Origin of the sequence: Halonotius sp. GCM10025705, from assembly GCF_042662885.1 — an archaeon.
GTDB lineage: Archaea > Halobacteriota > Halobacteria > Halobacteriales > Haloferacaceae > Halonotius > Halonotius aquaticus.
This window is the reverse complement of record NZ_JBHSZD010000001.1, coordinates 718,547-731,511: the sequence shown is the minus strand read 5'-3', so window position 1 is coordinate 731,511 and position 12,965 is coordinate 718,547. Positions and strand designations below refer to the sequence as shown.

The 12,965-nt window shown below is 63.6% G+C and carries 15 protein-coding genes, 1 tRNA gene and 1 pseudogene; 7 read left to right on the top strand and 10 right to left on the bottom strand.

The features are described 5' to 3' along the window. The first annotated feature begins 5 nt into the window (after positions 1-5). From rpl12p to ACFQJB_RS04170, 5 genes and pseudogenes are all read left to right on the top strand, one after another. Positions 6-365: a 50S ribosomal protein P1 gene (gene rpl12p, locus ACFQJB_RS04190; protein ID WP_120102965.1), complete on the top strand. Its 360-nt coding sequence runs from the start codon at positions 6-8 to the stop codon at positions 363-365. 124 nt (positions 366-489) lie between these two features. Next, a pseudogene (locus ACFQJB_RS04185) lies at positions 490-1,715 on the top strand (tripartite tricarboxylate transporter permease). Positions 1,716-1,819: 104 nt separating this feature from the next. Then, positions 1,820-1,999 carry an HVO_2753 family zinc finger protein gene (locus ACFQJB_RS04180; RefSeq protein WP_120102963.1) on the top strand — a complete coding sequence of 60 codons (180 nt, stop codon included), beginning with the start codon at positions 1,820-1,822 and terminating at the stop codon, positions 1,997-1,999. Positions 2,000-2,001: 2 nt separating this feature from the next. Continuing rightward, a complete protein-coding gene (locus ACFQJB_RS04175) occupies positions 2,002-2,268 on the top strand; it encodes an elongation factor 1-beta (RefSeq protein WP_379724294.1) in 267 nt (88 codons plus the stop codon). A gap of 124 nt (positions 2,269-2,392) precedes the next feature. Continuing rightward, on the top strand, positions 2,393-2,797 hold the full coding sequence (locus ACFQJB_RS04170) for a helix-turn-helix domain-containing protein (RefSeq protein ID WP_120102961.1): 405 nt from the start codon (positions 2,393-2,395) through the stop codon (positions 2,795-2,797). 37 nt (positions 2,798-2,834) lie between these two features. Here ACFQJB_RS04170 and ACFQJB_RS04165 read toward each other — a convergent pair whose 3' ends face one another. From ACFQJB_RS04165 to ACFQJB_RS04155, 3 genes are read right to left on the bottom strand one after another with little or no spacing between them, the layout of a single operon-like run. Beyond that, positions 2,835-3,308: an FKBP-type peptidyl-prolyl cis-trans isomerase gene (locus ACFQJB_RS04165; protein WP_379724290.1), complete on the bottom strand. Its 474-nt coding sequence runs from the start codon at positions 3,306-3,308 to the stop codon at positions 2,835-2,837. A 33-nt stretch (positions 3,309-3,341) separates the two neighbouring features. Beyond that, on the bottom strand, positions 3,342-4,247 hold the full coding sequence (locus ACFQJB_RS04160) for an SDR family NAD(P)-dependent oxidoreductase (RefSeq protein ID WP_379724287.1): 906 nt from the start codon (positions 4,245-4,247) through the stop codon (positions 3,342-3,344). Further along, positions 4,244-4,879: a DsbA family oxidoreductase gene (locus ACFQJB_RS04155; protein ID WP_379724285.1), complete on the bottom strand. Its 636-nt coding sequence runs from the start codon at positions 4,877-4,879 to the stop codon at positions 4,244-4,246. The genes ACFQJB_RS04160 and ACFQJB_RS04155 overlap by 4 nt, the downstream gene beginning before the upstream one ends. Positions 4,880-4,969: 90 nt before the next feature. Here ACFQJB_RS04155 and ACFQJB_RS04150 point away from each other — a divergent pair, with 90 nt between their 5' ends. Beyond that, the gene (locus ACFQJB_RS04150; protein WP_379724282.1) at positions 4,970-5,479 is read left to right on the top strand and encodes a hypothetical protein; all 510 of its coding nucleotides are present in this window, start codon (positions 4,970-4,972) and stop codon (positions 5,477-5,479) included. Positions 5,480-5,647: 168 nt separating this feature from the next. On the opposite strand, the gene ACFQJB_RS04145 is transcribed toward ACFQJB_RS04150, so the two are convergent. Next, a tRNA-Ser gene (locus ACFQJB_RS04145) sits at positions 5,648-5,730 on the bottom strand. A gap of 171 nt (positions 5,731-5,901) precedes the next feature. On the opposite strand from ACFQJB_RS04145, the gene ACFQJB_RS04140 reads away from it, so the two are divergent. Further along, positions 5,902-7,155, top strand: a complete 1,254-nt coding sequence (locus tag ACFQJB_RS04140) for a tRNA (N(6)-L-threonylcarbamoyladenosine(37)-C(2))-methylthiotransferase (RefSeq protein WP_379724279.1) — start codon at positions 5,902-5,904, stop codon at positions 7,153-7,155. A 30-nt stretch (positions 7,156-7,185) separates the two neighbouring features. Here the strand turns inward: ACFQJB_RS04140 and ACFQJB_RS04135 are convergent, their stop codons facing one another. From ACFQJB_RS04135 to ACFQJB_RS04110, 6 genes are all read right to left on the bottom strand, one after another. Continuing rightward, a complete protein-coding gene (locus ACFQJB_RS04135) occupies positions 7,186-7,701 on the bottom strand; it encodes a hypothetical protein (protein ID WP_379724276.1) in 516 nt (171 codons plus the stop codon). 60 nt (positions 7,702-7,761) lie between these two features. Continuing rightward, positions 7,762-8,214: an NYN domain-containing protein gene (locus tag ACFQJB_RS04130; protein ID WP_379724273.1), complete on the bottom strand. Its 453-nt coding sequence runs from the start codon at positions 8,212-8,214 to the stop codon at positions 7,762-7,764. A gap of 65 nt (positions 8,215-8,279) precedes the next feature. After that, positions 8,280-8,699, bottom strand: a complete 420-nt coding sequence (locus ACFQJB_RS04125) for an ATP-binding protein (protein WP_379724270.1) — start codon at positions 8,697-8,699, stop codon at positions 8,280-8,282. Further along, positions 8,642-11,008: a PAS domain S-box protein gene (locus tag ACFQJB_RS04120; RefSeq protein WP_379724267.1), complete on the bottom strand. Its 2,367-nt coding sequence runs from the start codon at positions 11,006-11,008 to the stop codon at positions 8,642-8,644. The genes ACFQJB_RS04125 and ACFQJB_RS04120 overlap by 58 nt, the downstream gene beginning before the upstream one ends. Before the next feature lie 96 nt (positions 11,009-11,104). After that, complete coding sequence (locus ACFQJB_RS04115; protein WP_379724264.1) at positions 11,105-12,589, bottom strand: MATE family efflux transporter; 1,485 nt, start codon at positions 12,587-12,589, stop codon at positions 11,105-11,107. Between the two features lie 108 nt (positions 12,590-12,697). Beyond that, a complete protein-coding gene (locus ACFQJB_RS04110) occupies positions 12,698-12,925 on the bottom strand; it encodes a hypothetical protein (protein ID WP_120102952.1) in 228 nt (75 codons plus the stop codon). Positions 12,926-12,965: the final 40 nt, after the last annotated feature.

Below are 12,965 nucleotides of genomic sequence, written 5' to 3'. Positions count from 1 at the left end.
CACCAATGGAATACGTTTACGCAGCACTCACCCTGAACGAAGCAGACGCAGAGATCACCGAAGACAACATCACCGCCGTCCTCGAAGCCGCAGGCGTCGATGTCGAGGAGTCACGAGTCAAGGCCCTCGTCGCCGCGCTCGAAGACGTCGACATCGAGGAAGCCGTCGAGACCGCAGCCGCAGCCCCCGCAGCCGGTGGGGCCGCTGGCGGCGCGTCGGCTGACGCCGGCAGTGCCGACGACGGCGGCGACGACGCTGAAGAAGAAGCCGACGCTGACGACGGCGACGATGCCGACGTGCCGGACGACGCCGGTGACGACGACGAGGAAGCCGACGGCGAGGGCCTCGGCAACCTCTTCGGCTGAATCGCGGTTAGCCAGCAGTTCCGTTTTTTATTGCGACGCAACCGAGACAGCGACAGCTATCGAATAGCAGTTGCGCAGCCACTCGTACGGAGATTTAACCCTGAAGCCGCGACCAGCCAGCCCGATGGGACTGGGAGTCGGCATCGACCCGGGACTGACGGCGGGCGTCGTCGCCTTCGCACTTGGCGGCGTCGCCCTCGGCACCTGTAGCGGGCTGGTTCCCGGGCTGCACGCCAACAACTTCGCGGTGTTGCTGGCGGCGGCAGCGCCGTCGATTCCAGCCGATCCGCTGTTGCTCGGCGTTGCCATGCTCGCGGCGGGTGTCGTCCACACGTTTCTCGATATCGTCCCCGCGCTCACGCTCGGGGTGCCCGACGCATCGATGGCGATCGCCGCGCTGCCGGGGCACCGACTCGTGTTGGCGGGTCGTGGCCGGGAAGCCCTCCGGCTGTCGGCGGTCGGGAGCGCGCTGGCCGTCGCGGTCGCGTTACCGCTTGCGCTGCCGATTACGTGGCTCATGGTGTCGTGGTATCCAACGATCAACGCCAATCTCACGCTCGTGTTGGTTGCGGTCGTCGGCTTTCTCCTCCTGACCGAGTCGTCGCTTCGGGCGGCGCTCGGTGGGCTGTTTGCGTTCGGGTTGGCGGCCGCGTTGGGATGGGCAACGCTCGACGTGCAGCCGGCCGCGCCACTGGATGCCGGGAGTATGTTGACACCGCTGCTCACCGGGTTGTTCGGCGCGCCGATCCTGCTGGATGCCATGGGTGGCGGCGGGGTGCCGCCGCAGGCCGACGCAAAGTTGGCGATGCCGGGCCGTGAGGTGGGGCTGACGGCGGGGGCAGGCTCGCTGGCTGGCGCGCTTGTCGGCTATCTGCCGGGGGTGTCGGCAGCGATCGCCTCGGTAATCGCGCTGCCGGCGGTGCCGAACGCTGATCCTGATCGGGGGTTCATCGTCGCCACCAGCGGGGCCAGCACAGCAAACACCGTCTTTGCGTTGTGTGCGTTGCTCGCGCTCGGTACCCCACGAACCGGTGTGATGGTGGCGATGGATACCACCGGCGTGCCGCTGACGCTTCCGGCGTTGCTGACGGCCGTCATCATCGGCGCGGCGTGTGGCTTCCTGCTCGTGGTGGGAGTCGGCGATCGGTACCTTCGGACGGTTGGGAATCTGAACTACACAGTCGTTTCCGGGAGTGTGTTTGCGCTGCTGATCGGGCTGTCGTTTGTGTTCACCGGTTGGGTCGGCGTTGGCGTCTTCCTAGTCGCTACGCTCGTCGGGTTGCTGCCGCCGCGGTTCGGGGCCCGCCGGGTCATCTGATGGGGGTGTTGATCGGCCCACTGCTGCTGTGAGAGGGTGTGGGAATCGCCGACACAGCACGTTCCCCACCGACGGCGGGGCGATCATGACGAGCCGAAAGACAATGGTTAAAACCCGCGCGGTGATCCCTATGGGTATGAGCGAGACCGAACAGCAGTCCGAGAGCCAATGTGTCTCCTGCGGCATCAAGGTCGCAGCGATGAACGCTGCGGCCTTTGACTGTCCGGAGTGTGGCACCGAGATCCACCGCTGTCCGACCTGCCGCAAGCAGAGCAACCTCTATGAGTGTCCCGACTGCGGCTTCCGGGGGCCATAACGATGGGCAAGGTCGCCGCCAACATGAAGATCATGCCGCAGAGCCCAGAGATCGATCTCGACGAGCTCCAGGAGCGACTCGAAGCGTCCCTCCCCGAGGGAGCCCAGATCAACGGCTTCGAGCGCGACGATGTCGCCTTCGGCCTCGTCGCGCTGCTGCCGACGGTGATCGTCGCCGACGACGCTGGTGGTACGGAGGTCGTCGAGGATGCCTTCGCCGAGGTTGAGGGCGTCGAAAGCGTCGCCGTCGAAGACGTCGGCCGAATCTAAGCCGACGGGAGCCGATCGTTTTGATCACTGGTCGTCGCACCGAGCCGAGACCGGCCGGTTTGGAGTGTGTTGTACGTATCCTGCAAACTTATATGTCGGCGGTGACAATAACAGGTGAACCAAAATGACCAATTCCCTCGCGGAAATGCTCCGATCCGATATGGAATGCGAAGGCTTGCTTGAGTGTTTTCACGGACTCAAGGAACTCGATAAGCGATGTTTTCGGGAACTCGTCGACGCCGAGACCGCGGTGACGATCGATGACCTCTCTGACCATGTCGACCGCGAACGCTCGACGGTCTATCGCTCGGTACAGCGGCTGCTCAACGCCGGCCTGATTCAAAAAGAGCAGATCAACTACGACCAAGGCGGCTACTACCACGTCTACAAGCCGGCTGACCCCGGTGCGATCCGGGAAGATATGCAGCGACTCCTCAACGACTGGTATGCTGAGATGGGCCAACTGATTCAGGAGTTCGAGGAAAAATACAGCGATGCTGCCGACGTAAGCGTCCCGGCGGAATCCTAAGCGTTCCAGCAGCGTTTCAGTTCGCGGTCGACAGCGATTACCACGTATCGAGGATCTCGACCTCGAACTCCAGCGTCCGGCCCGCGAGTTCGTGGTTGAAGTCGATTTCGACGGCGTCATCAGTCACCGCAGTCACGTCGCCGTGGAGCCCGTTTTCCGCATGAACGTGGAGACCAACCTCGGGTGGTTGGCCGACCATTCCCTCAAAGACCTCCGGATCGTACTCGCGCACCTTTTCCTCGTCGAACGCGCCGTATCCTTCTTCGGGTGAGATCGTCAGCGTCTCGGTGTCGCCGGTTTCGAGGCCGATCACGCCCTGTTCTAACCCTTCGATGACCTCCTCGTCGCCGACTTTGAACGACAGCGAGGAGTAGTCGTCGGGATCAGCGTCCTGGGCCTCGACCAACCCGTGTTCCTCGGCGACCTCATAGCGAGAGGTGTCGAAGACGCTCCCGTCGGGGAAGCGGCCGATGTACTCGATGACGACCGTATCGCCAGCCTCGATTGCCATACCGGTCGTCGGCGACGAAGGCGCATAAATCCGTCAGTCGTCGGCCGACAGCGGGGCCGGAATGTCGAGCAGGGCGGCACTGCGCTCGAACAACTGGCGTGCGGCCGCCCGGTCGCGAGCGGCAGCCGAGGGTTGGGTTGGTTCACAGTCAGCAAAGTAGCGACCCGACACCGACGCAACGCGTGGACTGACTGCGAGATAGACCGCGGTGGCCGCGCCGTCGGCCGGGGTCGGCACGAACGGGAGCCCGCCAGCGAGGCTCGCAAGGTCGGACAGCGGCCCTGGCAGAAACCGGGTGAAGCCGCTGCCGGGGATCGCACCCGGATGGAACGAATTCGACGTGATTGCGTGCTCGGACTGGTCTAATCGACGCGCGAGCTCGAGGGCAAACTGAATGTTGGCGAGCTTTGACCGCTGGTAGGCGCTGAACGAGGAGTAGTCCGCGACGGAGTCGACGGCATCGAGATCCAGCGACGCCCCGCGGTGGGCAGCTGAGGCCGTGGTGACAATCCGGGTATCGTCAGCCAGCGTCGGCAACAGCTCGGCGGTCAGCAGGTACGGTGCGAGATGGTTGACGTGGAAGGTGTATTCAACGCCGATATCGGTGAGTCGACCGTCACGGAACAGCCCGCCGGCGTTGTTGACGAGGATATCGAGATCGTCGACCCAGTCGTCGACTGCGGTCGCCAGCGAGCTGACCGCGGAGACAGCAGCAAAATCGGCTGTCTCGAAGGTCGCCTCCACACCCATCGCGGTAAGGTCGTCGACGACCGCACGGCCGGCTTCGGCATCGCGGCCGTGTACCATCACGTCGGCACCGAGCCGCCCCAACGCGAGGGCGGTCTCGCGGCCGATCCCACTGGTCGAACCGGTGACCAACGCAGTCTGTCCCGCACAGTCAATGTCGGCGACGCCAGCCTGTTCGGCGGGCTGTGTCATTCCGCGCCCTCAACGAGTCGGCGAAGTTGGGCCGGCGGTACTGCCCCGCGTGCGGCGTGGCCGTCGGCGACGAACGTCGGGACGCCGGTGATGCCGGCCTGCTGGGCAGCGGTAAACGCGTCGGTGACCGTCTCCCGGTGGGCCTCGTCGTTGAGCGCGGCGGTGATTTCATCGCCGTCGATGCCAACGCTTGTTGCAAGGTCGACGAGCACGTCCTCGCTCCCGATATCGCGGCCATCCTGCCAGAGGGCGGCGAAGATTGCCTCATCGAAGGCCAGCCACGTCTCATAGGGATGCTCGTTGCTGACGTAGGCGGAGGCAACCTGAGCGTCAAGCGAGTCAACCTCGGTTGCCAACTCCAGTGTCATCTCAACATCGTACTCCTGTTGGAGGCGACGCACGGACTCCTTGGCTTGCTCAAAGTAGTCATCGTCTTTGCCGTCGTCGACCGAGTGATCGATCTCACCGTCGGCGGTTCGCTTGCCGGCTCGCAGGTCGAACGGCCGCCAATCGATCCGTAACGGCTCTTTCCGGTCGGCCTGATATCGGGAGAGTGATTCACGACCAAGATAGCAGAACGGACAGACGTAATCCGAGTACACCGTAATCGACGCCGTGGTGGCTTCGCTCATTACAATGTGTTGGGTCTCAGGTCACAAAAACAGGCCGGTGGGGCAGCCCAACGAATAACGCTCTTGTAGGTGGCTGTGAAAGCCGCCGTCGTGCTTCGAACACTGCGCGAGTCCGGCCCAGGACTGCTCGTCCCCGCAGCGTGGCTCGTCGTCGCCGCGGCCCACCGTGGGGTGGTCAGCACCCGATCGATCTTCATCGCGCATCTCGTGATGGTGGCGTTTATCGTGTTTTTCCTTGTGACGGGGTGGGACGAGATGAACGATCGCGCCCTCCAGGGCTGGCGTGTTGTCATGGTTGTTGGCGTCGGCATCACGCTCAGCGGGATCGCCGGCTTCCTCATCGACTCGGTGGCGACACCGCTGTTGGCGATCAGCCTCATCGGGTGGATGGTCATCCCCGCGATCGGGCTGTTTTACACCGGCGCGGTACTACCGGAGGCGGCGATCATCTATGTCGCCAGCGGGACGCTCTCGATCGTCGGACCGATCATCTACTTCCTCTCGTTTCTCGTCGGGGTCGACCTCATCGCCATCGCTGGGATCGGGGTGACCGCCGTCGGCCAAACGCTCGGCATCGGCGACGCCGTGCTGCGATATTAGGTGCCTGAGAATATCCCCGGAAACAACGACAGATAGCCGATGCTCACCGTGTTGATCGCGCAAAAACGCGGTGGGACTGGGATTCGAACTCACTCACAGCGAAGCTGTTCGCTGCTCGAATCCCAGTCATCGATACAGCCGCTCGCGGACGGTGCTCGCGGCAGAAGTCGGTGGGACTGGGATTCGAACCCAGGAGGCCAAAGGCCACCTGCTTTCAAGGCAGGCGCAATAGTCCACTCTGCCATCCCACCGCATTCGCAAGACGGCGATGGCGGGTAAAAACGGTTCTGGTTATGTCGACTGTCGGTGGCGACACACGCCCAGTGGGCCGGAGTATGTAATCGATTTGTGTTCCACCAGTACGACGCCGTAACCCGGATCGTCGGCCTTTTGCTCGCCGGGGCGCAACAGGTGATAACTGGATGGCCTCCTACCACATCGAGACGTACGGCTGTACGTCAAACCGCGGCGAGAGCCGGCAGATCGAGCAGGCCCTCCGCGAGGGTGGCCACTACCCAGCCGACGGGCCGGCGGAGGCGGACGTGGCGATTCTCAACAGCTGCACGGTCGTCGAGAAGACCGAGCGCAACATGCTCCGCCGGGCTGAGGAGCTCCAAGAACAGACGGCTGACCTCATCGTCACCGGCTGTATGGCCCTCGCACAGGGTGAGGAGTTCGACGAGGCCGGCATCGACGCCCAGATCCTCCATTGGGATGAGGTGCCGGAGGCCGTACTCAACGGTGAATGCCCCACTGTCGCCCCCGACACCCAACCGATCTTGGAGGGGTCGGTCGGCATCCTCCCGATCGCCCGCGGCTGTATGAGCAACTGTTCGTACTGTATCACCAAGTTCGCTACCGGCCGGGTTGACTCCCCGCCGGTCGAGGAAAACGTCGAAAAGGCCCGCGCACTCGTCCACGCCGGGGCCAAAGAGATCCGCATCACCGGCCAAGACACCGCCGTCTACGGCTGGGATGACGGCGACCGGAAGCTGCCGGAACTGCTGGATCGAATCTGTACCGAGATCGACGGCGAGTTCCGGGTCAGGGTTGGGATGGCCAACCCCGGCGGGATCCACGGCATTCACGAGGAACTCGCCGACGTGTTCGCCCGCCACGAGACGCTGTATAACTTCATCCACGCCCCCGTCCAATCCGGCAGCGACGACGTGCTGGAAGACATGCGCCGCCAGCACAGAGTCGAGAAGTTCCGCGAGGTCGTCGCCGCCTTCGACGAGCGGCTGGACTACTGGACGCTGTCGACGGATTTCATCGTTGGCTTCCCGACCGAGACCGACGCCGACCACGAAGCCTCGATGGAGCTGCTGCGGGAGATCCGCCCCGAGAAGGTCAACGTGACCCGCTTTTCGAAGCGACCTGGCACCGACGCCGACGACATGAAGGGCCTCGGCGGGACGCTCAAGAAGGAACGCTCAAAGGAGATGTCGGCGGTCAAACGCGAGATCGTCGGCGACGTACACGAAACCATGGTCGGCACAACACAGGATGTGTTGGTCGTCGAGGAGGGCACCGGCGACTCGGTGAAATGTCGGGACGGTGCGTACCGACAGATCATCGTCCAACACGCCGACGAATATGACCTCTCGCCCGGCGACTTTGCGACCGTCGAGGTCACCGATCATCAGACGATGTACGCCTTCGGGCAGCCGGTCTAACTCAGCGGCGAGGGGCGCGCCCGAAGTCGATCAGCCGCACGCGACTTCCTCGGTCAACGATGATTCCGAAAGCTCGCCGTCGCTTTGCAGCCGAATGATCTGGTATGAGTCATTACAGTCAATGAAATCATCAGAGACGGCGACATCCCCGCCGCCAGTATCGGATGACACTGTGACCGTGTACGCCCCAGGAGTCATGAACCTGAATCCGGCGTACGTGTCGGCACTGATCGCAACCGTCTCGGTGTAAAACGGCTCTCGATCCGCACGGCTGATGGTGATCGTCGCATCGATGGGCTGCGCTGTATCGGCGAACACAAGAACCCAATGCGAGTCAGCGGACGAGCCGATCTGAACGAGTGTCGTTGCGCCGGTTGCTTCCTCGACTGCGTCGGCAAACAGCCAATCGTCGAACGCCGTCACCGTCGATTCCTCCAATCGGTTGACCGGTGGCTCGCGGGCACCTGACAGCGGCGGAGTTGCACAGCCAGCCATGCTGAGACCCAGCCCACCGCTGAGTCCCTGGAGGAGGCGTCGTCGATCCATACCGAAGGCGGAGACGGACGCACCATTAAAATAACCGGCTATGTGAGCAGATTCGGGCGGCTATTCCGATTCGCCCTCGTCAAGTGTGAGACTCTCCGTGGCAGCGTTCCGTAGGGCATCCGACCGCCCGTGACTGGCCGGCGCGATCGCCAGCGTCGACAGCCCGTAGCTGTTGGCAACCTCCAACACCGGCTTGAAGTCCGTATCTCGCGAGGCGATCGCCAGCGTCTCCGCCCGCCCTTCGGTCGCAAACCGGGTGGCATCAACTGAGAGCTTCACGTCGACGTCGCCACTGGTAACGATCACCTCAAAGCCCCGCGCTTCCGCGGCCTGAATCAGCCCCGGGGTCGCGTGTTCATCGACGTAGAGCCGGGCGGTCGCCAACCGATCTTTTGCTGCCGTCGCCTCTCGAATGTCGTCGAGATCGACATCGAACTCATCGCGCAACATGTTCGGCCCGTCGACAAACAGCGCGATGCCGTCGGCCGGCTCGTCGCGCCCGAACAGATCCATACCGATCGTCGTGTGGCGGCGAGTATAGGAATACCGTTTGTCGACGACCCCCGATAGCACCGCCCCTACGAGCCCTCGGTCGGGTGATCGTCGGGATCAGTGCCGTCAGCAGGCATGCGCTCAGTATCTGACGCCCCGGTTTCGGCCGCCCAGCCGGCGTCAACCCCCGGATCAGTGGCTGTGGACGCACCCTCGGTGTCACGCAGCGGGACGCGAACGCTGATCGTCGTCCCGCTGTCGCCCGTCGTCGCGCTGATCGAGCCGCCGCAGGCGATCGCCAGCCAGTTGACCATCCACAGCCCGAGGCCGCTGCCGTGTCGGAGCGGATCTTCGGCACCCTCCTCGACGACGACTAACTCCTGCTCGGAGAGTCCCGGCCCGTCGTCGGCAACAGTCAGCAGGAGGTCATCGCCGGCGACCGACAGCGTTACCCGCACCTCGACGGCCGAGGGCTGGTCGTCGTGATGGCGGATCGCGTTTTCCACCAACTCCTCGATGATCCGGGTCGCCTCGCCGTCGACCCGGCGGTCGTCAATCTCGCCGTCGATATCGCAGACACAACTCGCCCCCAAGGCGGCCGCGGTCTCGGTGGCAGTCTCACAGAGCGTGTCGACAGATTCCCAGGTTTGCTCGGCGGGATCATCTCCCAACACGGCCTCGATCTCGCGGGCGGTTTCGGCCTGGGAGTGGACGTGTTCGACCCGATCGCGGATCGTCTGGAGGAGTCCTCGATGGCTGCCGGCAGCGCGTCCTCACCGATCGCTTCCTGAATGCGGTCTTCCAGCAGGCCGGTTTGGCCGGTGATGACGTTGACGCTGGCCCGGAGGTTGTGTCTGAGGACGCGGTTCAGCACCTCAAGTCGCTGTTCGCGCAGCAGCTTGTCGGTGATATCGAACTGAACGGCGACGTAGGCCTCGGGCTCGCCGTCGTCGTTCGTGACCGGCGAGACGGTCTCTTGGAGGATATACCGGTCGCCATCCTTCGTTCGGTTGATCACCTGTTTTTCGAAGATGTCGCCGCCGGTGATCGTCTCCCACAGCTGTTCGTAGTGCGTTTCGCTCATCTCGCCGGATTTGAGGATGCTGTGGGTCGAGCCGACGGCCTCAGCCGCGCTGTAGCCGGTTAACTCCTCGAAGGCGGGGTTGACATACTGAATCACGCCGTCGCTGTCGGTGATACTGATGGCGACGCCGGCGTGTTTCATCGCCTCCTCGTATTGGAGGGCTTCCTCGTGGGTTTCGATCGTCGAGACGACCTGCGGGATGCTCTCGCCGATCTCTTCGATGACCTCGCGCTCGACGGCATCAAAGCCGGTCGGAGCGGTCGTGTAAACCCCAAGGACGAACGCCTGCTGGTTATCGAAGTCGACAGGCACCGCCAGCGAATCGGTGATATCGTGGTCGGCTGCCCGCCCGCTCCAGGGGGCGTCCGCCTCGTCGACAGCAACGTGGCTCGCCGCGGCGGTCGTTGCGGCGTCGATCACCGGCTCCGCTTCGGGGATGTCGTCGGCGACCCACTCGGCGTAGTCGGTTGCATCGCCGGCAACAACGCCAGCAACCGGGTCGGCGTCGGTACGGAACTGCCGACCGCCGGGATGGTCGGCTGGGCCGCCATCAGCGGACAGTGAGCTATCGGCCGCCGTCGAGTCGGCGGCAGCGACGGGCACCAGCCACACGAGATCGTAGGCGCCCACCTCGGCCATGCGCTCGGGGACGCGTTGGATCAACTCCCACGGCGCAGGCGATTCAAGCAGCGCGTCGGTCAGATCCCGGTTAAGTCGGACGAGCCGCTCGATCCGGGTGACACGGGTCACGTCTTTCAGCGTGAGGATCTCCTCGGCGATCGCTTCGTCATCGATCGGCGAGCGGGTGACCTCGTAGGTTCGCTCTCGGCCGGCGACCGTGTATGTTCGGTGGCCCGTTTCGCCGGAAGGGATCGACGCCAACCCATCGTCGATGGCCGCCAGGGGTCGCCGCGGGATCGTCTCCCTGTCGAGAATCGTCGTCGCCTCGTCGTTGTAGGCGATGACCGTCGCCGAGCTATCGAGGACAAGTCCGCCGACGGCGACGCTGTCGGCCAGTGTCGACAATCCCGGCGAACTGTGGTTGGCAAATTCCGTCCGAGCATATCGGAGGATGCCGACGGCGAAGACAGCAACACCAAGCGGCTCGTAGTTGATCCCCAACAGCGGGTCGACTGATGGCGAAACCAGATACGGGATCAGCGGTACCCCTGTCACAGCGACAAGAATGTAGAGCACCGTCGGGCGGCTGTCGCTTCGCTCAAAGGACTCAAACAGCCAGCCGAAGCCGACGAAGGCGATCGTGTAGACGATGCCGGTGACAAACCAGTGGATCGCCCCGTAGCTGAACTGGAGATACGAAAACGGCGTTGTTGCCGCTGTCGTGGTGTAATAGAGGCCATGAATCGGATTTGTGAGCTTGATCCCGATAACGATGGCAAGCAGCAGCGCGCTGCCGATCTGAAAGGAGCGTTGCCGGTGGTAGGATCGACCGGTGTAGGCAGCGGCGAACACAACCCACGCGACGATCGTCGAGAGGCCGGCGATCAGCCCGCCAAGGTGAAAGATCCGCTGAGCGAGCGGTGAGGGCGTTGCCAACTGTGCGGCGGTAAACAGCGACCACAGCCCGCTCAATCCGAGCAATCCCCCAAGCCCCCGTCGGATATCAGGATGCGAAAGGCTCCGAACACCGACGGTGCCGGCAAGGCAGATCACCGCCGCCAGTCCGAAGGCGAAAACGTAGACGCCCCGAAGCGAGAGGAGATCGCTCACGACCATGCCATACCGGCTAAGAGAGACAGTAGCAAAATAAGCTGTTGGTATTCCCAGTCGGTCGGAATTCCTGCTCGGCGGCGACGTGTCAGGTTGTCAGTCGTCGCCGACAGCGGTCGGCTCATCACCCGGTTCGGCCTCACTGTCGGCCTCGGTCGGCGATCGCTCTGTCAGGTCGCCGCCGCGCCAGCCGCCGCGTTCGAACCAGCCTGCGGCGACGACCGCCGCGATCACCCCGGAGACAGCAAACGCAAACCAGATGCCGGTGGGGTTGGGTTCAGCGAAAAACCACCCGTCGATCGGGACAAGCCCCTGGGAGGCGACGTAGGCGATCGGCAGGCGGATGAACCCAAACAACAGCACCGCGATGGCAGCGGCGGTCAGCGTCTTGCCCGCCCCACGGAAGCCGCCGCTGTAGGCACGCAGGATCCCGACGAAGCCGAACGTCGGCGCGATCCACCGGAGGAACGTTGCCCCCTCGGCGACGACCGCCGGCGAGTCATCGAAGACGCCGATGATCTCCGGCGCAAAGAGGAAGGTGATAACGCCGAGCCCCGAAAGGATCAAAAACGACGTTTTCGCCGCAAACCGGTTGGTGGCGACGACGCGATCCTGCCGGCCCGCGCCGATATTTTGGCCGGTCATCGCCTCAACGCCGCGGTCGATGGCGATCGCGGGCATGAAGATCATCGAAAAGACGCGGATGCCGACGCCGAAGGCGGCGACGACCGGCGTCGAAAACAGCGTTACGATGACCAACACGGCGTTGACCGAGATCGCCCGGCCGGTGTTTTCGACCGACGCGGGCACGCCGATCCGGAGCAGCTTCTTGCTGTAGGCGAGATCCGGGATCATCTGTCGGAGGTGGATCTGAATCCCGTGGGCCCCACGGAACATGAGCCACAGCCCCACAACCATCGCCGACCCGCGGGCGAAGACGGTGGCGATCGCCGCCCCCTCAACGCCGAGTTCCGGCAGCGGCCCAACGCCGAAGATCAACAGCGGGTCGAGGGCGACGTTGAGGACGACAGTGCCGAACATAACGAGCATCGGCGTGACGGTGTCGCCGGCTCCACGCATCAGCGCGATGAAGACGGTAAAGCCAAACAGGAACGGCAGTCCGAGGCTGATGACCTCCATGTAGTCGGTCGCCAGCGTCAACACGGCCGGTTCCGCGCCAAAAACGCCCAACAGCTCGGCGACAAACTGGAAGCCAAGCGTCCCAAGCACAAGCCCCGCTAGCAGGGTGAAAACAACCGTCTGTGAGGCGGCGTACTCAGCTTGCTCGGGCTGATCGGCCCCGGTGTGTTGGGCGACGAGCACGCTGCCGGCAACGGTGAGGCCGAGCCCCAGCGAGATGAACAGATACACCAACGGAAACCCAAGGCTGATCGCCGCCAACGCCTCCGTGCTGTACTGACCCAGCCAGAAGGTGTCGGCAAGGTTGTAGCCGACCTGGAGGAGATTGGTGATAACGATCGGAAACGAGAGGAAAAACAGCGACCGTGGGATTGAGCCGTCGGTGAGATCAAGTTCCGATTGACTCTTAAAGAGGCTCCCGAGGCGACGCCGAAGGCTCATCGGCGACCTCCAACGTGAGCGTCGTCGACACCGACACGGCGAGCAACGACAGGGGACACGGATGTAGAGTAGGGTGCTGAGGCAAATAAATCGTGTTGTTGCGGCGCACTACTCGTCGGGTTTGTGGGCCGCAAGCCGCTGAAGCGCGTCGGCGATCGCTTCGACGGCAACGACGAACCGCCAAGCGAGATAGACGACAACGACTGCGGCAGCCGGGAAGATGACAAGCAGCAACTGTTGGGCGATGACCAGCGAGTAGGCAGCGACCGCAAGCAGTCCAACGATGAGCCCAGCGAGTTGGCCTCGTGAAAGGGTGGGTGGCGACCAATCTGACATGTGTGATAGCTTAATCGAGACCCCGATGAACCTTGTGGCT